Raw genomic sequence first — 22,774 nt, 5'->3', positions numbered from 1 at the left:
ACTGTTTTGGGTGGGCAGGTGATAGTGGAAAGGCCGGTGAGTCATGTGCGTGGGGAAATGACTTCCGGTCACCTGCCGCAAGGAGGAAGACATGAAAGTCGTGTGCGTTCTCTACCCGGACCCGGTGGACGGGTACCCGCCGCGATACGCACGGGGACACCTGCCCGAGATCGAGGTCTATCCGGGCGGCCAGACCCTGCCGACTCCGGAGGGCCAGGACTTCGAGGCCGGTGAGCTGCTGGGCAGCGTCTCCGGTGAACTGGGGCTGCGTCAGTTCCTGGAGTCGCGCGGCCACACCCTGGTCGTCACCTCCGACAAGGAGGGCCCCGAATCGGTCCTGGACCGCGAACTGCCCGACGCCGACGTGGTGATATCCCAGCCGTTCTGGCCGGCGTATCTCACCGCCGAGCGCATCGCGAACGCCCCCAAGCTGAAGCTGGCGCTCACCGCGGGCATCGGCTCCGACCACGTCGACCTGGACGCCGCCATCAAGCGGGGCATCACGGTCGCCGAGGTCACCTACTCCAACAGCATCAGCGTCGCCGAGCACGCGGTGATGATGATCCTGTCCCTGGTCCGCAACTACCTGCCGTCGCACAAGTTCTCCGAGGACGGCGGCTGGAACATCGCGGACTGTGTCTCCCACGCCTACGACCTCGAAGGCATGGACGTGGGCGTCATCGCCGCCGGACGCATCGGCCAGGCGGTGCTGCGCCGGCTCAAGCCGTTCGACGTGCGGCTGCACTACACCGACAAGCGGCGCCTGCCCAAGGAGATCGAGGAGGAGCTGGGCCTCACCTTCTACGAGACGGCCCAGGACCTCGCCCGGAACGTGGACGTGGTCTCCATCCACGCCCCGCTGCACCCCGAGACCCGCGGTCTGTTCAACACCGAGCTGCTGAACAGCATGCGCAAGGGGTCGTACATCGTGAACACCGCGCGCGCCCAGATCGTGGACCGCGACGCGATCGTACGGGCCCTGCAGACCGGGCAGTTGGCGGGGTACGCGGGTGACGTGTGGTACCCGCAGCCCGCGCCGCCCAACCACCCGTGGCGCACCATGCCGTTCAACGGCATGACCCCGCACATCTCCGGCACCACGCTGACCGCGCAGGCGCGGTACTCGGCCGGTACCCGCGAGATCCTGGAGTGCTTCTTCGACGGCAAGCCGATCCGGGACGAGTACCTGATCGTCCAGGGCGGCGGGCTCGCCGGCACCGGAGCCGCGTCCTATACCGCGGACGAGGACGACCAGAAGAGCTGAGACCGCGCTCGGGCGGTGCCACGGCGCAGCACCACGGCCGTGGCACCGCCGCGACGGGCATCACCACGGGAGGCGTTGTGGCCGCGGAGGAATCCCCCCTCACCGAGCTGTTGTCGTCCGCCTTCGAGGACGTGCCCGCCCTCCACAAGGGCAGGACGGCACCCGGCGCCGCCGCCGTGTGGACGGCCCGGCAGCCCCTCGCGCATGAGCGGGGCGGTGGCGAAGTGCCGCTTGGACACAGGCCGTTGGACGCCTGTGATGGATGACCTCGTACGGTGGCTGGCCGACCGGCTCGACGAGGACGAGCGCGCCGCCTGCCGCGCCTGCGCCCATGTCTCGGCGACCTGGTACGTGGACGAGGAGTTCGGCGGCGCCGTCCTCGGCTGGGCCCCCGGCCCCTCCGCGTCCGAGGAGGTCCCCCGCACCTCCCGCCGCGGCATCATGATCGCCCCGCACGGCCCCGGCGTCGCCCCGCACATCGCCCGCCACGACCCCGACCGCGTCCTGCGCCACATCCGCTCCGTGCGCGCCGTCATCGGCGACCTCGCCCGGGCCCTGCGCAAACGCGACGAACACCCGCCCGGCACCCTCGCCTTCCAGCAGTGGGACAACCGCGCCCACGGCCTGCACCGCGCCCTGCTGCGCACGGCCGCCGTCTACGCGGACCGCCCCGGATACCGGGCGGAGTGGGCGCTGTGAGCGCCCGGGTCACCGCTTGATGCCCACCCCGGTCCACAGGCTGACCTCCGCGTCGGTGGACGTGGGCTCCGTGTCGGGGCGCCAGCGGTGGCCGACGGTGATGCCCGGGTCGAGGAGGTCGAGGCCGTCGAAGAAGCGGGCGACGGCCTCGCGGGAGCGGAACTGGACCGGGGTTCCCGCGTTGTTGTAGATGTCGGTGACCTTCTGCCAGGTCTCCGGGTCGAAGTCGGGGGTGCAGTGGCTCAGGGCGAGCGCGCTGCCGGAGGGGAGCACGTCCAGGAGGCGGCCGACGATGCCGTACGGGTCCTGGGCGTCCGGGACGAAGTGCATCAGGGCGTTGAGGGACAGCGCGATCGGGCGGCCGAAGTCCAGCACGTCGGCCAGCTCGGGCGCGTCCAGCAGCGACTGCGGGTCGTTGACGTCCGCCTCGATGTAGGTGGTACGGCCCTCCGCCGTGCTGCGCATCAGACGCTCGGCGTACTTCAGGACCAGCGGGTCGTTGTCGGCGTACGCCACCCGCGCGTCGGGGACCACGGACTGGGCCACCTGGTGCAGGTTGGGCTCGGTGGGGATGCCGGTGCCGATGTCGAGCCACTGCCGGATGCCGTGCTCGCGGGCGAGGACACGGGTGGCGCGGTGCATGAAGGCGCGGTTCTCGCGAGCGCAGGTGAAGATGCCCGGGTAGGCCGACGCCACGTTCTCGGCGGCCTGCTTGTCCACCTCGAAGTGGTCCTTGCCGCCGAGGTAGTAGTCGTACATGCGGGCAGAGTGGGGCCTGCTGGTGTCGATGTCCCGCGCCGCGTGTGAGTTGGTCATCCTCTTCCTTTTCGATCAGTTCCGGTACGTGCGTGTGCGTGGGGGGATGAAGTCAGCCGGTGGTCAGATGGTCGGCCAGGCCCCGCTTGACCCCCGCGACGAACGCGGTGATCTCCTCGGGGGTGTAGATGAGGGCGGGTCCTGCGGGATCGGTCGACTGCCGCAGCGCGACCCGGCCGTCCGCGAGCTGCTTCGTCTGCACGCACTGACCTCCGTTGGGGCCGCTCCAGGGGGACTCCCAGCCCTGCTCACCGAGGTCCGACGCGGGCATTCCGTTGTAGAAACTGGCGTTGCTGGCGGTCATGAGTACTCCTTGCGCATGCGGTTCAGGAGCGCCCTGCTCTGCGTGTCGGAGGTCAGCAGGGACATGCGGTTGTGCGCCTCCAGATGGGCGACGACCTCGGCACGCTGGTCGAGGTACATCGCGCCGGAGAGGATCTCGCTGTACACGACGTCCGGAAGCTCGGGTTCCTCGAAGCGGAAGTAGGTGAACGGGGCGCACGCGCCCACGTGGGCCCCGGCGGTGAACGGCACGATGTCCACGCTGACGTGGTCCAGCTCCGAGACCTCCAGGAGCCGGTCTATCTGCTCGCGCATCACCTCGGCGCCGCCGACCACCCGGTGCAGTACGGCCTCCTCCATGACGACCCACAGCGTGGGCGCCTCGGGCTTCTCCAGCAGGGCCTGGCGGCGCAGCCGGAGCCCCACACGGCGCTCCAGGTCCTCGTCGTTGTCGTTGGGGAAGCCGCCCGCGAGTACGGCGCGTGCGTAGCGGTGGGTCTGCAGCAGGCCCGTGACGTAGTGCGGCTCGTAGGTGCGCAGGGTTCGCGCGCCGGTCTCCAGGCTCACGTACGCGCTGAACCAGCTGGGCAGCACGTCGCGGTAGGTGTGCCACCAGCCGGGCTGGTTGGCGCGGTCGGCGAAGGCGACGAACTCGGCGATCTCCTGCGCGTCGGCGCCGTACGTCTCCAGCAGTTTCTCGACGTAGAGCGGCTTGAGCGCCACGTCCGCCTTCTCCAGGCGGCGGATGGTCAGGGGCGTGACCCTGAGCGCCCGCGCGGCGTCCTCCAGGGACACGCCCGCCTCCTGGCGCCGGTCCTGGAGCTGCCGTCCCAGGATCATGCGCAGGACGGTGGGCGCACTGGTGCCGCCCGCGTTCGCACGCCCTTCACTCACGCCCAACCTCCTGACGCTCTGTCACCAGCATGAGTGTGACAGGCACTTGATGATGCAACCAGAGGGATACCCGGCTTTCTGAAATTATCAGGGAGCCGGTTGCAGGGTGAACTCCGATGCGAGCATAGTTATTTGAGTGAATCGCAGTCTCGATCACGGTCAACGTCGCATCCCCGAAGGCAAGTTGATCACCTTGCCCTCTGCCGACCGAGTCCGTCCGACGGAAGGCAACCACCGTGTCCCCCCACACGACTTCCTCTCCCGATCTGTTGGACGTCGCCGACCCGGACCAGGCGCACTGGATCGAATTACCCTCGCACCGCTCCAGCGTCCGGGTCGCCCGGCGCTGTGTGAGGACGCGGATCGACGGCTGGGGGCTGTCCGACGAGCTGTGCGCGGACGCGGTACTGCTCGTCTCCGAGCTGACCACCAACGCCGTGCGGCACACGCCGAGCGTGCGCATCCTGTGCGGCCTGGGGCTCGTCTCCGCGGGGTGTCTCCGCGTCGAGGTGCACGACCATGACTACTCAGGGCAGCGCCTGAGCCGCTGCGAGCCGGGCGCCGACGACGAGAGCGGACGGGGACTGCTCCTTGTCGAGCAGCTGGCGGACGCCTGGGGGGTGGACCGCTCGCGGCTGACTGGTGGGAACGCGGTGTGGGCGACGCTGCGGGCCTGACGGGGGGTCGGTCCGCGCGGTCGGCCCGGCGGTCGCGTCCGTGGCTCACCGGCGGTGGGTCATCCTGAGCGGGCACGAAGCCGGCCGCCGCACCGCTACGGAGAAGTCATGAAGCTGCCCGTCGTCGTCCACCGGGCGCGTCTGGGAGCCGACGAGTTCAGAGTCGTCCGGCCTGCCGGGCCGTTGTCCCGTGCGGTGCTCATCGATCACGACCGGCATCTGGACGCCTACGTCGACCAGGACGCCGCCCGGGGCATCGCCGGGCTGTGGATGCTCGCGGCGCGCTCGCCGCGTTCGCTGATCCATGTGCCCCTGCGGGCCAACCGCATGCCGGTCCGGGAGGTGCCGGACGACGCGGGCTCCCGGCTCGATCTCGTGCTCCTGCACCATTCGCTCCAGTTCGCGCCCTCGCACTGGAAGCGGGTGCGCGGTCGGCTCGGTCCCGGTCGTCCCCAGACCGTGAGCCTGCCCGAGGCGGAACAGGGCGACGGCGAGGTGACCGACCCCGCGACCCGTCACCACCGGGAGAACCGCGACCTGTTCCACCAGCACCTCCATGCCGAGACGCTGTTCATGACCGGCAGCGCGAAGGTCTTCCGGGAGACCGCGCGGCACTTCCTCGACGTCGCCCGCAAGGGGCCGGGACACATCCCGGTCCACCCCGGCCACCCGCACTTCTGCACGGAACTGCACTCGAACGACGGCATCCTCGGTGACGCCCGCGAGATCCACATCGAGTACTGCGACCAGTGGCCCTCATGAGCCCCGTCGACGACAGCGCCTGGCGGGCCGTCGAGGGGACTCGCCGCCACGGGTGGGGGCGGTGCTGCTGCGGTGGGCCTCCAGCACCGAGTTGACAGGAACCGCAACCTTTCCCCAGGGCATTGCCGTTACGTGAGGTATGAGGGACGGCGCGCACAGACAGGGAAGCGACCGCCGACCGCCCGGCGAGGTCCACTGGTTCCGGCTCGACGACCGTGACGACGACTGCCCCTGGTGCCGGGTGCTCCTGCTCCCGGGGCACGGGTGGGACGTCGGACCGCCACCGCCCGCGCCGCATCCGGGCTGCCGCCGGTGCGGCCTCACGCGTCTGGCGGAGCTGGTGCGGCTCGTGATGGTGCCCTTCGCGTCCCTGGTCACCGTCGTCGCGGCGCTGGCGACGGCCTTCAGGTTCTGAGGGCCGTCGCGTGCGCCCGCCGCGCCCCGGTCACAGCGGCTCGTCCTCCTCCGGGGGCCAACTGTCCCGCTCCCGCGCGCGGCGCCGCAGGACGACCACGAGGTCCACGAGTCCGAGCAGGGCGAAGAAGGCGCAGATGGCGGCCAGCACGCTCAGCTCCAGCGCGCTCGGATTGCTGAGCGGTGTGGACTTGCTCGCCCACACGGCGAAGACGACCGTGCCGAACAGGAAGGCGAGGACGCCGATCGCGCTGAGCACCAGCCGCAGCTTGAGCGCGCTGCGCGCCCTGACCGGCTCGGTGCCGGTGCGCTCCCAGCGGCGGCCGACCAGCCCGGAACGCGAGCGCGGAACGCCTGCCGGGTTCTCGGGGGAATGCCGTTGCCGCATGAGAGTCTCCCGCGGTCGCGGTGGGACGGAGCCCCGTCGCGCCCCGCGTACCCGGATGGACCTCGCGCAATCACCCCCGCGCCGCACCTCGCCGCCCGCAGGTGTGTGTCGACAGGCCGGGGGCAGGCGGAGGGAGAACGAGGAACCCCGTCACCGGACCGGACTCGTCGAAGGACTCAGTCGAAGGACTCATGGGGAGGTCCCATGTCCACCACTGAAACGCTGATCGCCATCATCGTCCCCCTCGTGATCATCCTCGCGCTGATCGCCTTGATCGTCGGATTCGTGATGCGCCGCCGCAGGCTGCGTGAGCGCTTCGGGCCCGAGTACGACAGGGCCGTACGCTCCGGGGACGGCAGGCTGTCGGCCGAGCGCGAGCTGCACTCCCGGGAGAAGCGGCACCGGGATCTCGACATCCGCGAGCTGCCCCCGGGCGCCCGTGAGCGGTACGCCGAGGACTGGGACAAGGCCCAGCAGGAGTTCGTGGACCACCCGGACCGCAGCGTCACGGACGCCGACCGGCTGGTCACCCAGCTGATGCGGGACCGCGGCTATCCGACGGAAGGGTTCGAGCAGCGGCTCAAGGACCTCTCCGTGGACCACGCGCACACCCTGGAGCAGTACCGCGCCGCCCACGACATCAGCCGGCGCAACGAGCAGGGCGATGCGACCACCGAGGAACTGCGCGGCGCCATGGTGCACTACCGCGCCCTGTTCCAGGAACTGCTCGGCGGCACGGGCGGCACGCACCGGCGCGGGGGATCGCCGCACGCGGCCTGACCGCACGCCCCAGGACAAGGAAGGGAACCCGCCATGTCGCACGACACCCACACCGACCCCACCGACACCGGACTGACCACCGAGGACCTGGCGCATCCCGAGCGGCGCGCCGCGCCCGAGTCACCGCCCGCCTATCCCGGCGAGGGCACCGCCACGCGGGACGGACGGGACGGACGCGGGACGACCGAGGGACAGGCGCCCGGCGGGCAGGCCGAGCGGACGCCCGAGCCCGACGCCGAGCCGCTGATCGAGCCCAAGGAGGCGGAGGACTACCGCGAGCGCTGGACGCGCATCCAGGGCACGTTCGTGGACGACCCGAAGGACGCGGTCCATTCCGCCGACGCGCTGGTGGCCGAGGTCATCCAGTCCCTGGCCGAGACCTTCGCCGACCACAAGAAGGAACTCGAGTCCCAGTGGAGCCGGGGCCAGGAGGTCGAGACGGAGGGCCTGCGCGTGGCGCTCCAGCAGTACCGCACCTTCTTCAACAAGCTGCTCCACGCCTGACGGTGACAAGCCGCGCCACGCCTGACGGTCCGTCCGCGCGGTCCGCCGGTCGCCCTCCGCCTCACACCGGCAGGCGGAGGGCGATCAGCGCGACGTCGTCGCTGCCGTGCGGTGCCATCCCCGCCATCAGCTCGTCGCACAGCACGTCCAGGCTCTGGCCGACCAGGGCCGCCGCGTGCTGGCGCAGCCGGGTGAGGCTGTGGTCCAGGGGCTCGCCGCGCCGCTCCACCAGACCGTCCGTGTAGAGCAGCAGGGTGCCGCCGGGCGGCAGGGCGCTCGTGGCGCTCGTCCGCAGCGCCTCGGGGTCGACGCCGAGGACCATCCCGTGAGCGGCCTCCAGATACCGGGTGTCACCGGCGGCGGTCACCAGCAGCGGGGGCAGATGTCCGGCCCGGGCCCAGTCCAGGGTGTAGTGGCCGTCGGGGCCGGGGCCCTTGAGCAGGGCGTACACACAGGTCGCCGTCTGGTGGGGGTTCAGGGCGGCGATGGCGAGGTCCAGGCGGCGCAGGATGTGTCCGGGCGGCTCCTGGCGGTCGCAGGCGATGCCCCGGAGCATGTTGCGGATCTGGCTCATCGTCACCGCGGCCTGGAGGTCATGGCCCGTCACATCACCGATGATCAGCGCGGTGTCGCCGCCGGGCAGCACGAAACTGTCGTACCAGTCCCCGCCGATCTGCGCGGTGGCGGTGGCGGGGGAGTAGCGCGCGGCGATCCGGAGGCCGTCCACCACGGGCAGGGTGGGCAGCAGGGAGCGCTGCAGCCGCTCGGCGATGTTCTGCACCTCGGCGTGCAGGCGCGCGTTGTCGACGTACAGCGCGGCGCGGTGCGCCAGGCCCTCCACGAGATCCAGGTCCTCTTCGCCCAGGGGCTGCCGTTCCGGGCCGCGGCCCAGGGCCAGCGCGCCGAGAATACGACGCCGGGCGCGCAGCGGCGCCACGACGCCGGAGGCCCCGCCCATGCGCCGGAACAGGGCGGAGTTGACCGCGTGCAAGGGGTCGCTCGGGGTGCTCTCGGGGGCGAACTCCTCGGGGGACAGCAGCAGCGCGTCCGCACCGCGCAGCACCCGCGCCCACGGCCCGGCGGAGTCCTCGCGTACGGCGGGCAGCACGCCCGTGAGCCCCGCGACCGGGGTGTCCGGGTCGTGGTGGGTGACGCAGACCCGCTCCAGCCTGCCCGCCTCGTCCATGACGTCGGCGACGCACCAGTCGGCCAGCGCCGGGACGAGGACCCGGCACACCCGGCGCAGTCCCTCGACCGCGTCCAGGGTGCTCGCCAGGACGGCACCGGTCTGGTTCAACAGGGTGAGGCGGTCGAGCGCCTCCTGCAGTGCCGCGTCCACCTCGAAGCTGTCCATGGCTTCCCCCCTACCCGGTCCGAGCGCATCAGCTCATCCCGAACCGGGAGGAAACGCCTCATCGGGGGTGGGTACGGCGCCCGGGCGCGTGGTGCGTGGCGTGCCGCGCCCTAGGGGGTGTCGCCGACAGCCCGTGCCTGCGCCTCCAGCACCTCGTCGCCGTGCGCGAAGGCCCAGGCGCCGATGGTGTCGAGGGGTGCCAGGAGGGTGCGGCCCAGCGGGGTGAGCCGGTAGTCGACGCGGGGTGGCGCCTCGGCGTACGCCTGCCGGTCCACCAGGCCGTTGAACCGCAGCCGTCGCAGGGTCTCGGTGAGGACCTTGGGGCTGATCCCGCCGATGCGGGCGCGCAGTTCGCGGGGGCGCAGGGGGCCGTCGCGCAGGGCCCGGAGCACCACCGCGTTCCAGGTGTTCGACAGCAGGTCGAAGGCGAGGCGGGCGCGGCAGTCCGCGAGGAAGGGCTCGGTCGTCACGTACCGAATGGTGCCCGACGGCCTCGCTAGCGTGGCCCTGAAATCACCTGCGGGAAGGGGAAGTCCGGTGCGGATCGGGGTCCTTGGCACGGGGAACATGGCGGACGCGCTCGCCGCGCACTGGGTTGGGGCGGGCCACGAGGTGACCGTCGGCGGACGGGACGCGGGCCGCGCGCGGCGGCTCGCGGAGCGTCTGGGGGAGGGCGTACGGCACGGAGATCTGGCCGCGGCGGCCGGGGCGGGGGAGGTGGTCCTCGCCGCGCTGCCCTACGGCGCGGGGGAGGAGGTCGCGCGGGGGCTGCGTACCGCCCTCGACGGCAGGGTGCTGCTCGACTGCTCCAACCCGGTCGGGCCGCCCGGCTTCCGGCTGCTGACCGGTGATGGTCCCCCGGCCGCGCGGCGGCTGGCCCGCGCCGCGCCGGGTGCCCGGGTCGTCAAGGCGTTCAACCTCTGCCACGAGGACGTGTGGCGCATGACCCCGCCCGTCTTCGCGGGGCGCCCGCTCGCCGTCCCGGTCTGCGGCGACGACCCGGCCGCTCTCGCCCTGGTCCACACCCTCGTACGGGACGTCGGCTGCACGCCGTTTCCCGCCGGAGGGCTGGAGCGGGCCGGGCTGCTCGAGGCGACCGCCGCGCTGTTCATCGGGCTATGGGTGGGACAGGGCGCGGACGCCCAGGCGATCGCGCCACCGCTGGCGTACGCGGCGGGGGTGCCCGAAGGGGCGGCGCCCGTGTGACCCCGGAGGTCCGGACCATGAACGCTCCATGAAACCGCACCCGCCCCAGGGCGCTTTCCCGCCCGCCGTACCGTACATTCCGGCCATGGCCAATTTCCCCACCCCGGTCGTTCTGGGCACCGAGCAGGTCCGTGCGCGGCTGGACGAGTTCATCGTGATCGACGTGCGCACGGCGGGCGAGTACGGCTCGGGGCATCTGCCCGGGGCCCTCAACATCCCGCTGGACCAGGTGCGGCGGGCGCTGCCCGAGATCGAGCAGGCCGCGCGCAGCGGTGAGGTGCTGGTGGTGTGTGCCTCGGGGGCGCGGGCGGAGAGCGCGAGCAGGCTGCTGGCCGAGCAGGGGATCGTGACCGCGACCCTGGAGGGCGGCACCGGGGCCTGGGCCGCGCAGGGGTACGAGCTGAGCACCCCGCCCGCCGCCAGGACCAGGGCGGTGTGGGGCATGGAGCGGCAGGTCCGCTTCACCGCGGGCACCCTGGTGCTGCTCGGGCTGGTCCTCGGGTGGCTCGTGCACCCCGCCTTCCAGCTGCTGTCGGCCGCCATCGCGGGCGGGCTGGTCTTCTCCGCGCTCACCGACACCTGCGGCATGGCCGTCGTCCTGGGCAAGCTGCCGTACAACCGCCCCCGCACCGGCGACCTCGACACGGCCCTGGCCGCGCTGCGCGCGCGGGCGTGAGCGCCGTGCCCTGACGGGAGCCGCGCTCGGCTGCGGGCGTCAGCTCGCGGGGAGCGGCACCCGCCAGTCCAGTGCGGTCCCGCCGCCCTCCGGCGTCGCCGTCTCCAGCCGTCCGCCCGACCGCTCCGCCCGCTCGGCCATGTTGCGCAGCCCGCTGCGGCGGCCCTCGGCCGGGAGGCCGACCCCGTTGTCCACGACCCGCAGCCGGACCTCGCTGCCGTCGGTGGTGAGCAGCACATCGGCGCGGTCGGCGCGGGCATGCCGGGCGATGTTGGTCAGGGCCTCGGACACGACGGCCACCACGTCGTCGGCGATCCCCGGCGGCACCTCGGTGTCGATCAGCCCCTCCATGCGCACCCCGGGCGCGAAACCGAGCACCGGGGCCGCCTCCCCGGCCACCCGGACGACCCGGGCGCGCAGTCCGCTGCCGGTCGCGCCGTCGCGGGTGCGCAGGCCGAAGATGGTCGAGCGGATGATCTTGATGGTCTCGTCCAGGTCGTCCACCGCGCGCAGCACCCGCTCGGCGGCCTTGGGATGCTCGATGAAGCGGCCCGCGCTCTGCAGGGTCATCCCGGTGGCGAACAGCCGCTGGATGGCCAGGTCGTGCAGGTCCCGTGCGATCCGGTCGCGGTCCTCGAGGACGGCGAGCTGCTGCGCGTCTTGACGGCGTTCGGCCAGCTCCATCGCGAGCGCGGCCTGCCCGGCGAAGCCCTGCAGCAGCTCGGTCTCCTTCTCCGAGAACGGCGTCGCCCCCGCCTCGCGGGCCAGCAGCACCACACCGCGCATCCCGCCCTCGCCGGTGCCGATGGGCACGGCGACCGCGGGGCCGAGCCCCTTGAAACGCTGCGGATCGGTGTCTATCCGGTCGTCCCGCGTGATGTCGTCGCTGGTCACCGGCTCGGCCGAGGAGTACGCGAGCCCCATCAGACCCTCGTCGAGCGGCTGGACGAGCCCCCGGTGCGCCTCCGCGCCCGCGCCCACGGCGATCTCCACGGTGAGCGAGGCGGTGTCCTGCACCGGCATGGCGACGGCGGCGAGGGCCGAACCCGTGATGTCCCGGGCCCGCTCCGCGATCAGGTCCAGCGCCTCGGCGCGCTCGCTGCCGAGCATCAGCCGGTGGGTGATCTCCGCGTTCGCCAGCAGCCAGCGCTCGCGCAGCCGGGAGTCCTCGTACAGCCGGGCGTTGTCGATGGCCACCCCGGCCGCGACGGCCAGCGTGGACAGGACCGACTCGTCCTCCTCGTCGAACTCCGCCCCGCCGCGCTTCTCGGTGAGATACAGATTGCCGAAGACCTGCTCGCGGACCCGGATCGGCACCCCGAGGAAGCTCCGCATCGGCGGATGGTTGGGCGGGAAGCCGTACGACGCAGGGTGCTCGGAGATCTTCGACAGGCGCAGCGGCTCGGGGTGCCGGATCAGCTCGCCGAGGATGCCGTGGCCCTGCGGATACGGCCCGATCTCGGTGATCTTCTCGTCGGAGACGCCGACGGTGTGGAAGGCGGAGAGCGTACGGCCGTCGGGACCGATGACGCCGAGCGCCGCGTACTTGGCGTCGACCAGGACCGCCGCCGCCTCCACGATGGAGTGCAGCGCCTGCTCCAGGTCCAGTTCGCGCCCGACGCTGAGCACCGCCTCCAGCAGGCTGTGCACGCGGTCCCGGGTGCCCCTGGCCGCGTCGATCCGGGCCTGCAACTCCTCCAGCAGCTCGTCGAGCTTCAGTTGCGGCAGCAGCACGCGGGGCTCCTTGGAGCTTGCCACCACGTTCCTCCACGTCCCTCGGCGCGCGAACCCGGCACCGTCCAGGTCGTCGTCTCCACCGTATCGGTCCCCGGTGGCCCCGGGTACGCGGAACCGGCCACCCGGCGACCACCCGGCGCCCCCGCGCGGACGCACGCGTGCGACAGGGCACCCGGCCTCCGCCAGGTGGGGGAGGGGGAGGATCGTCCGGCCCGTCAACCTAGGGCCGAACGGCACTGGAAGGGCGGCAGCGGGTGGACCACAGTGGACCCAGGAGCGGCACCGATCCCCCGCGGTGCCGCTCCGCCCACGAGGCGCCGCCCCACTTTCGCCGGGCGCCGACGGCCGACCGGAGAGCCGTGCCCATGAAGAAGCAACCCGTGCCCTGCGAGCAGCGCCCGGCGCGCCACCGTGTCGATCTCGACCGGGCCGAGGCACTGCGGCTGCTGGGCAGCGTGTCCCTCGGCAGAATCGTTTTTACGCAGGACGCGCTGCCCACCGTCCGCCCGGTCAACCATGTGCTGGACGGCGGCGACATCGTCATCCGCACCCACGAGGGCGCCGCGCTCACCTCGCAGGCGCTGCGGGACGGCGGGGGCGGGGTGGTCGTCGCCTACGAGGCCGACGCCATCGACCCGGCGACCCACCTCGGCTGGAGCGTGGTGGTCACCGGGTACGCCCATCTGATCACCGACCCGGCGGAACTCGCCCGCATCCGGGCGCTCCTCGTGCCGTGGGCGCCGCAGCACGGGATGGACTACGCGGTGCGGATCCGGCCGGGTCTGGTCACCGGGGTCCTCCTGGACGACCCGGACCTGGAGGACTGAGCGGCGGGCCGGGCCCGACGGGCCCGGCCCCTCAGGCCGTGATCCGCCGTCCTGTCACCGCGTCCGGGTCGAGCCGTACCCACACGTCCCGCGTGCCGCCCGCCCACGGCCCGGAGTACGCGCGCTCGGCCAGCGCGTCCCGCTCCCCGGGGTCGGTCACGATCCGGGCGTCGCCCCGGACCAGCACGCTCCAGCCCCGGCTGAACGCGTCGTCGATCCGGTCCACCTCGAAGGCCACCCGCTCGCCGTCGGCGAGGGAGGGCGTCGCCCCGGCCGCGGTCCGGAAGACGATCGCGTTGTCCACCACGGTGTAGTTCACGGGCACGACCACGGGGCCGTCCTCCGGGACGACCGCGAGACGGCCCACCCCGTGGTCGCCGAGCAGCGCCCGGCACTCCTCGGTGCCGATCGGCTCGAACCGGGCGCCGCGCGCCGCCTGTCCCGGGCCCGGCGGCTGGTCGACGGTGCCGCCGGTCAGGTCTGGCACCGTCGTCTCCAGCGCGTCGGCCAGCCTGAGCAGCACCTCGGCACCCGGCGCGGCCTCGGGATGGCCCTCCAGATAGCGGAGATAGCCGGGCACCATCCCCGCGCGCTCCGCCGCCTCCTCCCGCGTCAGCCCGAGCTGCGCGCGCCGGGCCGCGAGGCGGCGGCCCAGATCGCCCTGCGGCTTTTCGGGCACGGCCGCCGTGTCCGGGGGTGTGCTCGTCCGTCCGGTCGGCTCGGTCACGTCCGTCACCTCTGCTCTCGCCTGGTCGTGTGTGCGGTGGCCGCTTCGGGGCCGCTCGGTCCCGGCTCAGGCCGCGGAGTCCGTGGGGACCACCTCGTACCGCTCCGCGCCGAGTACCACCTTCAGCGCGGCCGTCTCGGCGGCGTGCGCGAAGACGTCGTACGCCTCCGCCATGTCGTCCAGCGGGAAGGTGTGGGTGACCAGCTCACCGGTGGGCAGACCGCCGGCCGCCGTCATCCGCAGCAGGGTCGGGGTGGAGTAGGTGTCCACCAGGCCGGTCGTGAGCGTCACGTCCCTGCTCCACAGGTCCTCCAGGTGCAGGGTGGCGGGGGCGCCGTGGACGCCGATGTTGGCGACATGGCCGCCGGGCCGTACCAGCCGGGTGCACAGCTCGAAGGTCTCCGGCACGCCGACCGCCTCCATGACCACGTCCGTGCCGAGGCCGCCGGTGAGGTCGTCCACGAGCTGGGCGGGGTCCTCGTCGGCCAGCACGACCGCGTCGGCGCCGAGCCGCCGGGCCGCGTCCAGGCGGGACTGGGCCAGGTCGACGACGATGATCCGCTCGGGGCTGAACAGCCGCGCGGTGACGACCGCCGCGAGCCCGATGGGACCGGCGCCGACGATCACCACGGTGTCACCGGGCCGGACCTGCCCGTTGAGCACGCCGACCTCGTAGGAGGTGGGGAAGATGTCCGCGAGCAGCACGGCGTCCTCGCCCCGCACGGTGGCGGGCAGCGGATGCACGGAGAGGTCGGCGTACGGGACGCGGACGTACTCGGCCTGGGTGCCGTCGATCAGATGGCCCAGGACCCAGCCGCCCCCGCCCTGGCACTGGCCGTACCGGCTCTCGCGGCAGAAGCGGCAGCGCCCGCAGGAGGAGATGCAGGACATCAGCACACGGTCGCCGGGCCGTACGGTGCGCACGTCGCCGCCGATGTCGACGACCTCCCCGACCGCCTCGTGCCCGAGGACCGTGCCGGGGCGCACCTCGGGCACGTCACCCTTGAGAATGTGCAGGTCGGTGCCGCAGATGGTGACCACGCCGACCTTCACGATCGCGTCGGTCGGCTCCTTGATCGCGGGGTCCGGCACGTCCTGCCAGGACGCCTGGCCCGGCCCCTCGAAGACATAGCCCTTCATGCCACTCGCTCCTCACCGTCGTCGCCCGGTGCGCGGTGCCGGGAAACGGCCCCGCCCTTCCACCTTCGCGCGAGACGGGCCGACGCGCTTGGGCCGTCCGGCCCACGCGGGTGGCTGTACGGGGTCCGGCCTGCGCGTACGGCATTCCGGGCGGGCGGCCACGCGGCGGCTCGCGCCCGCCCGGTTCCGCGGTTTCCCGGACGTGGTCCCGCGGTTCCCCGGACGGACGGCGAGCAGGGGCCGAACAGCCCTTCCGCCCGGGCCGGTGCATCCGGTTCGCTCGTCGTATGCCCGAGAACCACACGAAGCCCGAGGAACACCGGCCCGGCCGAGCGGGAGCGGAGGACCGTCCCGCCACCGTCGTGGCCCTGCGCGGCGAGATAGACCTGCTGACCGCGCCCGAGCTGACGGCCCGGCTCGACACCCTCACCGCACGTGAGCACCCCGACCTGGTGCTGGACCTGCGGCCCGTGGAGTTCATCGACTGCACCGGGCTCGGTGTGCTGTGCCGGACCCGCAACCGCACCCGGGACCGGCAGGGCAGGCTGCGGCTGGTCGCGGACAGCGAGGAGTTCCTGCGGCTGCTGCGCACCACCGGGCTCGGCGGCGCCTTCGAGGTACAGCCGGGACTGCCCGCGCCCGCCGTGGAGGCGCTGGTCCCGGCGGGCGCCCCGGGCGAGGGGGCCGTGCGATGAACGCCGGACGACGGCTGCGGCACTGGCTGTGCCGGTGGCGCGGACGGGGTTACCGGCTGCTGCGGCGGGCGGACCTGGACTGAGAACTGCCGCCGAAGGGGGGGCCGGGATCATCCCGGCCCCCCCTTCGCCTGCCGCTCAGCTGTCCCAGCTCCACTCCGCGATCTCCGGCAGATCGGTGCCGTGGACGCGGATCCAGTCGTGGTGCCGGGTGCGTGCGTCGGCCATCCTCTGGCGCACGTCGGCCGCGCGCACGGCGAGGCCCGGCACCCGGTCGATGACGTCCATGACGAGCCGGTAGCGGTCCAGGTCGTTGCGGACGACCATGTCGAACGGCGTGGTCGTGGTCCCGGACTCCTTGTAGCCGCGCACATGGAGATTGGCGTGCCCGGCCCTGCGGTAGGCGAGCCGGTGCACCAGCCAGGGGTACCCGTGGTAGGCGAAGATCACCGGCTTGTCGGTGGTGAAGAGCCCGTCGTAGGTGAAGTCGCTCATCCCGTGCGGGTGTTCCTCGTGCGGCAGCAGCCGGGTCATGTCGACCACGTTCACCACCCGCACCGCCAGCTCCGGAAGGTGGCGGCGCAGCAACTGGGCGGCGGCCAGCACCTCCTGGGTCGGCACATCGCCCGCGCAGGCGAGGACCACGTCCGGTTCGCCACCGTTCTCGGTCCCGGCCCACTCCCAGATCCCGGCCCCGCGCGCACAGTGCACCCGGGCCTCCTCCAGGGAGAGCCAGTCGAAACAGGGCTGCTTGCCCGCGACGACCACGTTCACATAGTCACGGCTGCGCAGCACGTGATCGGCCACGCACAGCAGGGTGTTGGCGTCCGGCGGCAGATAGACGCGGACCACCTCGGGGCTCTTGTTGAGCACATGGTCCACGAAGCCGGGGTCCTGGTGGGAGAAGCCGTTGTGGTCCTGGCGCCACACATGCGAGGTCAGCAGGTAGTTGAGGGAGGGGATCGGCGCCCGCCAGGGCAACTCCCGGGAGATCCTGAGCCACTTGATGTGCTGGTTCACCATCGAGTCCACGATGTGCACGAACGCCTCGTAGCAGGAGAACAGCCCGTGCCGCCCGGTGAGCAGATATCCCTCCAGCCAGCCCTGGCAGAGGTGTTCGGACAGCACCTCCAGGACCCTGCCGTGCCGGTCCAGGTGCTCGTCCACGGGCAGCACCTCGGCCTGCCACGCCTTGCCGCTCGCGTCGAACACCGCCTGGAGCCGGTTGGAGGCGGTCTCGTCCGGTCCGACCAGCCGGAAGTCCCGCCGGGTGCGCGTGTCCTGCATGACCCGCTCCAGCAAGTCGCCCAAGACACGGGTGGGTTCGTGCAGCGTCGTCCCCGGTTTGTCCACCGGGACACCGAACAAGTCCAGTGCCGGGAGCGGGAGTTCACGGGTGAGCAGGCCGCCGTTGGCGTGCGGGTTCGCCCCGAGCCGCCGGGTGCCCTCCGGGACGCAGGCGAGCACGTCCGCGACCGGGCGTCCGTCCGCGTCGAACAGCTCCTCGGGCCGGTACGAGCGCAGCCAGCGCTCCAACTGCGCCAGATGCTCCGGGTTTTCGCGTACCCCGGCCAGCGGCACCTGATGCGCGCGCCAGGTCCCCTCCACCGGCAGCCCGTCGACCTCGGCCGGGCCGGTCCAGCCCTTCGGGGTGCGCAGCACGATCATCGGCCAGTGCACGCGCCCGGTGACGCCCTCCTCGCGCGCGCTGTCCTGCATCAGCTTGATCCGGTCAAGGGCCTCGTCGAAGGCCGCCGCCATCGCGCGGTGCACCTCGGCCGGGTCGTCGCCCGAGACGTACAGCGGCTCGTGGCCGTATCCCCGCAGCAGCGCGTCGAGTTCGGCCTGCGGGAGGCGGGAGAGGACCGTCGGGTTGGCGATCTTGTAGCCGTTGAGGTGAAGGATCGGCAGGACCGCGCCGTCGTGCACCGGGTCGAGGAACTTGTCGGAGTGCCAGGACGCGGCCAGCGGCCCGGTCTCCGCCTCGCCGTCCCCGATCACACACGCGACCAGCAGCTCCGGGTTGTCGAACGCGGCACCGTAGGCGTGCGCGAGCGAATAGCCCAGCTCACCGCCCTCGTGGATCGAGCCCGGCGTCTCCGGGGCCACATGACTGGGCACCCCGCCGGGGAAGGAGAACTGCCGGAACAGCCGCTCCATGCCCTCCCCGTCCCGGCTCACGTCCGGGTAGACCTCCGCGTAGCTGCCCTCCAGCCAGGAGTTGGCGAGGACCGCCGGGCCGCCGTGTCCCGGCCCCCACACGCACAGCGCGTCGAGCCCGCGCTGCCGGATCACCCGGTTGAGGTGCGTGTACACCAGGTTCAGCCCTGGCGTGGTGCCCCAGTGCCCGAGCAGCCGGGGCTTGATGTGCTCCGGGCGCAGCGGCTCGTCCAGCAGCGGGTTGGCCATCAGATAGATCTGGCCCGCCGAGAGGTAGTTGGCGGCCCGCCAGTGGGCCAGGAGCGTGTCCAACTCCTCGTCGGTGAGCGGGTGTTCAGCGATGTCGGTCATGGAAGCTCCGTGGGATCGACGGTCGTGGGTCCGGGCATGGGCGTCGCTCGTCGCTCCTCAGTCCGGCTCCGGTACGACGGCCACCGCACAGTCCGCCCGGTGCAGCACCCCGTGCGCGACCCGGCCGAGCTGGAGGCCGAAACGGCCGTGCCGGCGCCGGGCGCCCACGACGAGCAGGACCGCGCCCTGCGAGGCGTCGAGCAGCGCGTCCCGGGTGGGGCCCTCCAGGACGTGCCGTACCGGTACGACACCGGCGGGCAGGTCCCGCAGCGCCTCCTCCACCGTGTCCCGCGCGGCCCGCTCCGGATCGCCGTCGTGCGGGACATGGCCGGGCAGCGGGCCCGAGGGGCGCCGCCAGGCGCGCACCGCCTCCAGGGGTAGCCCGCGCAGCGCGGCCTCCTCGGCCGCGAACCGCACGGCGGCCGTGCCCGCCGGTTTCTCGCCGACGGCCAGCACGATCCGCCCGGTCCCGGCCCGCTCCGGGTCGTCGTGGCCGCCGCGCAGCACGATCACCGGGCAGTGCGCGTGCCCGGCGACCGTCAGGCTCACCGACCCGAGCAGCGCCTCGGTGAGCCCGCTGCGCCCCCGGCAGCCGAGCACCACGGCACGGGCCGTACGGCTCTCGCGCACCAGACCGTACTCCGGCTCGTCGGGCAGCACGTCGGTGGTGACCGGCACCCCCGGCCGACGGCGCCGCGCCCGCTCCTCGGCGGTGCCGACCACGTCCCGCGCCATCACCTCGTCCACCGGCCGGTGGAGTTCCTGGGCGATCAGCGCGCCCTCGTACCGCTCCCACAGCGACGCGTACACCAGGCGGAGCGGTGCCCCGCGCAGAGCGGCCTCGTCGGCTCCCCAGTCCACGGCGCGCAGGCTCTGCTCCGAGCCGTCCACGCCGACGACGATCGGCTGGTCCATGGTGTTCGCCCTCTCCCTCCGCTCACGGCCGCTCACGGCCCCGGCCCTCGCCGTCCTCCGGCCGGGCGTCCCTCGTCACCATCCGGTCAGCTGTGCGGCACGACGGCAACCGGAGCGGCGACGTGGTGCAGCACCGCGTGCGTCACATGCCCGAGGTGCGTGCCCAGCCGTCCGGTGCGCAGCCGCTTGCCGACCACCACCAGCGCGGCCTCCCGCGCCGCCTCGACCAGCACCCGCGCGGCGCTGCCCGGGCGGCTCTCCTCCACCACCTCGACGCCGGGGAACGACTGCCGCCAGGGCTGGAGCACCTTGGTCAGGCCCGCCGACTCCAGCTCCCCGACGGAACCGGGGCCGTCGCCGGGTCCGGCCAGGTCGTAGGCGTAGGCGGACAGCTCGTAGGCGTACGCGGGCGGCGGTCGCCAGGCGTGCACCACCCGCAGCGGGACGCCGTAGCGGACGGCCGCCTCGAAGGCGAACCCCAGCAGCGTCTCGTCCGGCTCGCCGGTGTCCAGCCCGAGCACGACGGGCGCGGTGGGCGTCTCGCCCGCCGCCGGTCCGGGGCCGTGCCGGCCCACGGTCGGCTCGTCCGCCCGGACGACCACCACGGGGCGGTCGGTACGGGCCAGGACGGCCAGGCCGACCGACCCGGCGACGAAGCCGCCGATCCCGCCCAGCCCCCGCGAGCCGAGCACCAGCGGCTCGGCGGAGGCGGCGGCCTCGCACAGGATCTCCACCGGGTTCCCGGTGTACTGCTCGACGACCACCTCGATGCCCGGGTGGCGCAGCCGCAGGCGCTCCGCGCTCTCGCGGGGCACCCGTTCGCTCCAGTGCTGCCGGGTCTCGGTGCCGAGCAGCGGTGCCTGGGCCATCGGTTCGGGCACCGGCTCCCAGACGTGCACGACCCGCAGCGGCAGGGCGCGCAGCCTGGCCTCGCGGGCCGCCCAGTCGGCGGCCCGCCTGCTCTCGGGCGAGCCGTCGAAGCCCACGGTGACGGTTCGGGACATGGTCTCCACCTCCGCCCCCAGCCTCGCGGCGCCCCCGCCCGCCGGATCAGGGGCCGCAGGTCCCTGCCCGGGACCGACCGGCCCTAGGCGGCTTCCCTGGCCCGGCGCACGCTGGAGACACGGCGCACGCTGGAACAGGAAGGCGATGTACGCGACCGTCCCCGTGGACCCGGCGTCCGCATCCGTCCCCGTGAACCTACGGAGTCACCATGTACGCAACCCCGCGCAGCGTCGGCGACGTCATGACCCGCACCGTGGCGGTCGTCGGCCCGGAGACGTCCTTCAAGGAGATCGCGCGGACGCTGCGGGACCGCCAGGTCGGCAGCCTGCCCGTGCTCGTCGGCGGCAAGGTGGCCGGCGTCGTCTCCGAGTCCGATCTGCTGCCCAAGGAGGAACTGCGCGACGCGCCCGGCGAGGCGTACACCGGGCGCCGCCGCCCGGCCGACCTGGCGAAGGCCGAGGGCGCCACGGCGGCCGAGCTGATGTCCGCGCCCGCCGTCACCGTCCACTCCGGGGCCACGCTCGCGGAGGCGGCCCGGCGCATGGCACGGTCCGGGGTGCGGATGCTGCCCGTGGTGGACGACAAGGGCGCCCTGGAGGGCGTCGTCAGCCGCGCCGACCTGCTCAAGGTCTTCCTGCGCGGCGACCAGGACATCGAGCACGAGGTACGGCACGACATCGTCTCCTGGATCTTCCCGCCGCCCGACTCCGTGATCCACGTGGAGGTGCACGACGGCGTGGTCACCCTCACCGGCTCGCTGCGCGACACGGCCCTGGTCCCGGTGGCCGCCCGGCTGGTGCGCGCGGTCGAGGGGGTGGTGGACGTCGAGTTCGACCTGGCCCCCGCGCCCGGCCGCACCGACGGCGCGCGGACCTGAACCCGTGGGGGACGCGCGGACCCGATTCCTCAGGTGAGCGGACCCGATTCCCCAGGTGAGGGGCGAGGTGGGACCGTTCGGCCCTAGTCTGTACGAGACCGGCGGGTCATGATCCGGCTGGTGGGCCGGTCCTGTCCGTCCGGCCCCGGGAAACGAGAGGTCGTCATGCCCGAGACACGCGTCTTCACCGAGCAGCACCCGATCCGGGTGTTCCTGCTGGACGACCACGAGGTCGTCCGCCGGGGCGTGGCCGATCTGCTCGACTCCGAACCGGACATCTCCGTCGTCGGCGAGGCCGACTCCGCGCAGCAGGCCCTCGCCCGCGGCCCGGCCCTGCGCCCGCACGTCGCCGTGCTCGACGTCCGCCTCCCGGACGGCGACGGCATCACCGTCTGCCGCGAACTGCGCGACCGCATGCCCGAGTTGGCCTGCCTCATGCTGACCTCGTTCGACGACGAGGACGCGCTGCTCGACGCGATCATGGCAGGCGCCGCCGGGTACGTCCTCAAGCAGATCAAGGGCTCCGACCTGATCTCGGCGGTCCGCACCGTCGCCTCGGGCCAGTCCATGCTGGACCCCGCCACCACCGCCCGGCTGATGCGCTCGCTGCGCTCCGACCCCGCCGAGACCGCGCCCGCGCTGCCGCCGGAGCTGGAGGCGCTGTCGCCGAGGGAGCGGGACATCCTCGCGCTGATCGGGGACGGTCTGACCAACCGGGAGATCGGGCAGCGGCTGTATCTGTCGGAGAAGACGGTCAAGAACCACATCTCCCGGCTGCTCGCCAAGCTCGGCGTCCAGCGCCGGGTCCAGGCGGCCGTGATCGCCTCGCAGCTGGAGCAGGGCACGGAGGAGCGCCCGGCGCACTGAACCGCGGTGCGGGCCGGGGCGGTTCGGCGTGACACGACGTGACGTGACGCGGCGTGGCTCGGTGTGACGGCGTGACTCGGCGTGTTCAGCCCGGTGCGGCCGTGAGCCGGCAGTCCACGTCCACCACGCCCTCCACACCCCGCGTCATCCGGGCCGCCAGCTCGATCCGCTCCGCGTCCCGCACGCACCCGGTGAGCGTCGCGACCCCGTCGGCGACCACGACGTGCACCGGTTCGACCGGCGCGGGGAAGAGCACGTCGACCACGGACCGCCGTATCTCGTCGGCCAGTTCGCCGTCCGAGCGCAGGAACATCTTCAGCAGGTCGCCCCGGCTGACGACGCCCACGAGCGCGCCCTGGGCGTCGATGACGGGCAGCCGCTTGACGCCCTTGACGGCCATGATCCGGGCCGCCTCCGGAAGGGTCGCGTCCGCGTGCACGGTGACGGCGGGGGTGCTCATCAGCTCCCCGGCGGTCACCGCCCCGGCCTTCGCCAGGTCGGCCATCCGGCGCAGCTGGGTCAGCCGGTCGGGTTCGCCCTCGCGGAACTCCTCCTTGGGCAGCAGATCGGCCTCCGAGACCACCCCGACCACCCGGCCGTCGCCCTCCAGGACGGGCAGCGCGCCGACCCGCCACTGCTCCATCCGCTCGACCATGTCCCGGAACAGCGTGCCGGTGCCCACCGCGACCACGGCCCGCGTCATCACGTCGCCCACCCGGTACGGCCCGTCTCCCGGCACCGGCTCCACCGGACGCGG

General features: G+C 73.0%; 26 protein-coding genes. 13 read left to right on the top strand and 13 right to left on the bottom strand.

Annotated elements, in window-relative coordinates; translation table 11 throughout:
* The first annotated feature begins 91 nt into the window (after nucleotides 1-91).
* Nucleotides 92-1,264 (top strand): NAD-dependent formate dehydrogenase, encoded by a 1,173-nt coding sequence (locus tag B079_RS0130315; RefSeq protein WP_018549617.1) that lies wholly within the window; start codon nucleotides 92-94, stop codon nucleotides 1,262-1,264.
* Between the two features lie 258 nt (nucleotides 1,265-1,522).
* Nucleotides 1,523-1,963 (top strand): DUF6221 family protein, encoded by a 441-nt coding sequence (locus tag B079_RS0130305; protein WP_018549615.1) that lies wholly within the window; start codon nucleotides 1,523-1,525, stop codon nucleotides 1,961-1,963.
* 9 nt (nucleotides 1,964-1,972) lie between these two features.
* On the opposite strand, the gene B079_RS0130300 is transcribed toward B079_RS0130305, so the two are convergent.
* The 3 genes from B079_RS0130300 to B079_RS0130290 are packed head-to-tail and all read right to left on the bottom strand — an operon-like array spanning nucleotide 1,973 to nucleotide 3,955.
* Entirely contained in the window at nucleotides 1,973-2,779 is an 807-nt protein-coding gene (locus B079_RS0130300) for an SAM-dependent methyltransferase (protein WP_018549614.1), read from the bottom strand.
* A 52-nt stretch (nucleotides 2,780-2,831) separates the two neighbouring features.
* The gene (locus tag B079_RS0130295; protein WP_018549613.1) at nucleotides 2,832-3,083 is read right to left on the bottom strand and encodes a DUF397 domain-containing protein; all 252 of its coding nucleotides are present in this window, start codon (nucleotides 3,081-3,083) and stop codon (nucleotides 2,832-2,834) included.
* Nucleotides 3,080-3,955 carry a helix-turn-helix domain-containing protein gene (locus B079_RS0130290; RefSeq protein WP_018549612.1) on the bottom strand — a complete coding sequence of 292 codons (876 nt, stop codon included), beginning with the start codon at nucleotides 3,953-3,955 and terminating at the stop codon, nucleotides 3,080-3,082. Before B079_RS0130290 ends, B079_RS0130295 begins: the two co-directional genes overlap by 4 nt.
* Nucleotides 3,956-4,191: 236 nt before the next feature.
* Between B079_RS0130290 and B079_RS0130285 the strand changes: the two genes are divergently transcribed.
* The 3 genes from B079_RS0130285 (at nucleotide 4,192) to B079_RS0130275 (ending at nucleotide 5,809) form a co-directional block, all read left to right on the top strand.
* Complete coding sequence (locus B079_RS0130285; protein ID WP_018549611.1) at nucleotides 4,192-4,632, top strand: ATP-binding protein; 441 nt, start codon at nucleotides 4,192-4,194, stop codon at nucleotides 4,630-4,632.
* Nucleotides 4,633-4,740: 108 nt separating this feature from the next.
* Entirely contained in the window at nucleotides 4,741-5,394 is a 654-nt protein-coding gene (locus B079_RS0130280) for a hypothetical protein (RefSeq protein WP_018549610.1), read from the top strand.
* 139 nt (nucleotides 5,395-5,533) lie between these two features.
* Nucleotides 5,534-5,809 (top strand): hypothetical protein, encoded by a 276-nt coding sequence (locus B079_RS0130275; protein WP_018549609.1) that lies wholly within the window; start codon nucleotides 5,534-5,536, stop codon nucleotides 5,807-5,809.
* A gap of 30 nt (nucleotides 5,810-5,839) precedes the next feature.
* Here the strand turns inward: B079_RS0130275 and B079_RS33105 are convergent, their stop codons facing one another.
* Nucleotides 5,840-6,196, bottom strand: coding sequence for a DUF6343 family protein (locus B079_RS33105; RefSeq protein ID WP_018549608.1), 357 nt, complete (start codon nucleotides 6,194-6,196; stop codon nucleotides 5,840-5,842).
* A 204-nt stretch (nucleotides 6,197-6,400) separates the two neighbouring features.
* On the opposite strand from B079_RS33105, the gene B079_RS0130265 reads away from it, so the two are divergent.
* Nucleotides 6,401-6,976, top strand: a complete 576-nt coding sequence (locus tag B079_RS0130265; protein WP_018549607.1) for a hypothetical protein — start codon at nucleotides 6,401-6,403, stop codon at nucleotides 6,974-6,976.
* 33 nt (nucleotides 6,977-7,009) lie between these two features.
* The gene (locus tag B079_RS0130260; RefSeq protein WP_018549606.1) at nucleotides 7,010-7,480 is read left to right on the top strand and encodes a hypothetical protein; all 471 of its coding nucleotides are present in this window, start codon (nucleotides 7,010-7,012) and stop codon (nucleotides 7,478-7,480) included.
* 61 nt (nucleotides 7,481-7,541) lie between these two features.
* On the opposite strand, the gene B079_RS33100 is transcribed toward B079_RS0130260, so the two are convergent.
* The gene (locus B079_RS33100) at nucleotides 7,542-8,834 is read right to left on the bottom strand and encodes a PP2C family protein-serine/threonine phosphatase (protein ID WP_018549605.1); all 1,293 of its coding nucleotides are present in this window, start codon (nucleotides 8,832-8,834) and stop codon (nucleotides 7,542-7,544) included.
* 110 nt (nucleotides 8,835-8,944) lie between these two features.
* Nucleotides 8,945-9,304: a winged helix-turn-helix transcriptional regulator gene (locus B079_RS0130250; protein ID WP_018549604.1), complete on the bottom strand. Its 360-nt coding sequence runs from the start codon at nucleotides 9,302-9,304 to the stop codon at nucleotides 8,945-8,947.
* Nucleotides 9,305-9,371: 67 nt separating this feature from the next.
* Between B079_RS0130250 and B079_RS0130245 the strand changes: the two genes are divergently transcribed.
* Together B079_RS0130245 and B079_RS0130240 are read left to right on the top strand one after the other, a co-directional pair.
* Entirely contained in the window at nucleotides 9,372-10,040 is a 669-nt protein-coding gene (locus B079_RS0130245; RefSeq protein ID WP_026249231.1) for an NADPH-dependent F420 reductase, read from the top strand.
* 85 nt (nucleotides 10,041-10,125) lie between these two features.
* On the top strand, nucleotides 10,126-10,716 hold the full coding sequence (locus B079_RS0130240; RefSeq protein WP_026249230.1) for a rhodanese-like domain-containing protein: 591 nt from the start codon (nucleotides 10,126-10,128) through the stop codon (nucleotides 10,714-10,716).
* Between the two features lie 39 nt (nucleotides 10,717-10,755).
* Here B079_RS0130240 and B079_RS0130235 read toward each other — a convergent pair whose 3' ends face one another.
* On the bottom strand, nucleotides 10,756-12,450 hold the full coding sequence (locus B079_RS0130235; RefSeq protein ID WP_018549601.1) for a GAF domain-containing protein: 1,695 nt from the start codon (nucleotides 12,448-12,450) through the stop codon (nucleotides 10,756-10,758).
* A 368-nt stretch (nucleotides 12,451-12,818) separates the two neighbouring features.
* On the opposite strand from B079_RS0130235, the gene B079_RS0130230 reads away from it, so the two are divergent.
* A complete protein-coding gene (locus B079_RS0130230) occupies nucleotides 12,819-13,280 on the top strand; it encodes a pyridoxamine 5'-phosphate oxidase family protein (protein ID WP_018549600.1) in 462 nt (153 codons plus the stop codon).
* Nucleotides 13,281-13,311: 31 nt separating this feature from the next.
* Here B079_RS0130230 and B079_RS0130225 read toward each other — a convergent pair whose 3' ends face one another.
* The gene (locus tag B079_RS0130225) at nucleotides 13,312-14,007 is read right to left on the bottom strand and encodes a helix-turn-helix domain-containing protein (protein WP_026249227.1); all 696 of its coding nucleotides are present in this window, start codon (nucleotides 14,005-14,007) and stop codon (nucleotides 13,312-13,314) included.
* Nucleotides 14,008-14,073: 66 nt separating this feature from the next.
* Nucleotides 14,074-15,147 (bottom strand): zinc-dependent alcohol dehydrogenase family protein, encoded by a 1,074-nt coding sequence (locus tag B079_RS0130220; protein ID WP_018549598.1) that lies wholly within the window; start codon nucleotides 15,145-15,147, stop codon nucleotides 14,074-14,076.
* A gap of 287 nt (nucleotides 15,148-15,434) precedes the next feature.
* Between B079_RS0130220 and B079_RS0130215 the strand changes: the two genes are divergently transcribed.
* A complete protein-coding gene (locus B079_RS0130215) occupies nucleotides 15,435-15,842 on the top strand; it encodes an STAS domain-containing protein (protein ID WP_018549597.1) in 408 nt (135 codons plus the stop codon).
* A 138-nt stretch (nucleotides 15,843-15,980) separates the two neighbouring features.
* Here the strand turns inward: B079_RS0130215 and B079_RS0130210 are convergent, their stop codons facing one another.
* The 3 genes from B079_RS0130210 to B079_RS0130200 all read right to left on the bottom strand — a co-directional run bounded on the left by B079_RS0130210 (nucleotide 15,981) and on the right by B079_RS0130200 (nucleotide 20,272).
* A complete protein-coding gene (locus tag B079_RS0130210) occupies nucleotides 15,981-18,353 on the bottom strand; it encodes a phosphoketolase (RefSeq protein WP_018549596.1) in 2,373 nt (790 codons plus the stop codon).
* Nucleotides 18,354-18,410: 57 nt separating this feature from the next.
* Entirely contained in the window at nucleotides 18,411-19,268 is an 858-nt protein-coding gene (locus tag B079_RS0130205) for a universal stress protein (RefSeq protein ID WP_018549595.1), read from the bottom strand.
* A gap of 86 nt (nucleotides 19,269-19,354) precedes the next feature.
* The gene (locus B079_RS0130200) at nucleotides 19,355-20,272 is read right to left on the bottom strand and encodes a universal stress protein (RefSeq protein WP_018549594.1); all 918 of its coding nucleotides are present in this window, start codon (nucleotides 20,270-20,272) and stop codon (nucleotides 19,355-19,357) included.
* A gap of 209 nt (nucleotides 20,273-20,481) precedes the next feature.
* Here B079_RS0130200 and B079_RS0130195 point away from each other — a divergent pair, with 209 nt between their 5' ends.
* Complete coding sequence (locus B079_RS0130195) at nucleotides 20,482-21,150, top strand: CBS domain-containing protein (RefSeq protein ID WP_018549593.1); 669 nt, start codon at nucleotides 20,482-20,484, stop codon at nucleotides 21,148-21,150.
* A gap of 165 nt (nucleotides 21,151-21,315) precedes the next feature.
* Nucleotides 21,316-22,017 carry a response regulator gene (locus B079_RS0130190; RefSeq protein ID WP_018549592.1) on the top strand — a complete coding sequence of 234 codons (702 nt, stop codon included), beginning with the start codon at nucleotides 21,316-21,318 and terminating at the stop codon, nucleotides 22,015-22,017.
* Nucleotides 22,018-22,102: 85 nt separating this feature from the next.
* Here the strand turns inward: B079_RS0130190 and B079_RS0130185 are convergent, their stop codons facing one another.
* The gene (locus B079_RS0130185) at nucleotides 22,103-22,720 is read right to left on the bottom strand and encodes a CBS domain-containing protein (protein WP_037802362.1); all 618 of its coding nucleotides are present in this window, start codon (nucleotides 22,718-22,720) and stop codon (nucleotides 22,103-22,105) included.
* Between the last annotated feature and the right edge of the window lie 54 nt (nucleotides 22,721-22,774).

Origin of the sequence: Streptomyces sp. LaPpAH-108 (genome assembly GCF_000373625.1) — a bacterium.
In the GTDB taxonomy this organism is placed as follows: domain Bacteria; phylum Actinomycetota; class Actinomycetes; order Streptomycetales; family Streptomycetaceae; genus Streptomyces.
The sequence above is the reverse complement of the archived record's forward strand: the minus strand, read 5'-3'. Positions and strand labels throughout refer to the sequence as shown.

Coding starts and splice junctions, on each gene's coding strand:
- B079_RS0130315 (WP_018549617.1), top strand. CDS start 92: ATGAAAGTCGTGTGCGTTCTCTACCCGGACCCGGTGGACGGGTACCCG.
- B079_RS33105 (WP_018549608.1), bottom strand. CDS start 6,196: ATGCGGCAACGGCATTCCCCCGAGAACCCGGCAGGCGTTCCGCGCTCG.
- B079_RS0130195 (WP_018549593.1), top strand. CDS start 20,482: ATGTACGCAACCCCGCGCAGCGTCGGCGACGTCATGACCCGCACCGTG.
- B079_RS0130210 (WP_018549596.1), bottom strand. CDS start 18,353: ATGACCGACATCGCTGAACACCCGCTCACCGACGAGGAGTTGGACACG.
- B079_RS0130305 (WP_018549615.1), top strand. CDS start 1,523: ATGGATGACCTCGTACGGTGGCTGGCCGACCGGCTCGACGAGGACGAG.
- B079_RS33100 (WP_018549605.1), bottom strand. CDS start 8,834: ATGGACAGCTTCGAGGTGGACGCGGCACTGCAGGAGGCGCTCGACCGC.
- B079_RS0130265 (WP_018549607.1), top strand. CDS start 6,401: ATGTCCACCACTGAAACGCTGATCGCCATCATCGTCCCCCTCGTGATC.
- B079_RS0130295 (WP_018549613.1), bottom strand. CDS start 3,083: ATGACCGCCAGCAACGCCAGTTTCTACAACGGAATGCCCGCGTCGGAC.
- B079_RS0130205 (WP_018549595.1), bottom strand. CDS start 19,268: ATGGACCAGCCGATCGTCGTCGGCGTGGACGGCTCGGAGCAGAGCCTG.
- B079_RS0130230 (WP_018549600.1), top strand. CDS start 12,819: ATGAAGAAGCAACCCGTGCCCTGCGAGCAGCGCCCGGCGCGCCACCGT.
- B079_RS0130215 (WP_018549597.1), top strand. CDS start 15,435: ATGCCCGAGAACCACACGAAGCCCGAGGAACACCGGCCCGGCCGAGCG.
- B079_RS0130300 (WP_018549614.1), bottom strand. CDS start 2,779: ATGACCAACTCACACGCGGCGCGGGACATCGACACCAGCAGGCCCCAC.
- B079_RS0130240 (WP_026249230.1), top strand. CDS start 10,126: ATGGCCAATTTCCCCACCCCGGTCGTTCTGGGCACCGAGCAGGTCCGT.
- B079_RS0130220 (WP_018549598.1), bottom strand. CDS start 15,147: ATGAAGGGCTATGTCTTCGAGGGGCCGGGCCAGGCGTCCTGGCAGGAC.
- B079_RS0130275 (WP_018549609.1), top strand. CDS start 5,534: ATGAGGGACGGCGCGCACAGACAGGGAAGCGACCGCCGACCGCCCGGC.
- B079_RS0130280 (WP_018549610.1), top strand. CDS start 4,741: ATGAAGCTGCCCGTCGTCGTCCACCGGGCGCGTCTGGGAGCCGACGAG.
- B079_RS0130185 (WP_037802362.1), bottom strand. CDS start 22,720: ATGACGCGGGCCGTGGTCGCGGTGGGCACCGGCACGCTGTTCCGGGAC.
- B079_RS0130260 (WP_018549606.1), top strand. CDS start 7,010: ATGTCGCACGACACCCACACCGACCCCACCGACACCGGACTGACCACC.
- B079_RS0130190 (WP_018549592.1), top strand. CDS start 21,316: ATGCCCGAGACACGCGTCTTCACCGAGCAGCACCCGATCCGGGTGTTC.
- B079_RS0130200 (WP_018549594.1), bottom strand. CDS start 20,272: ATGTCCCGAACCGTCACCGTGGGCTTCGACGGCTCGCCCGAGAGCAGG.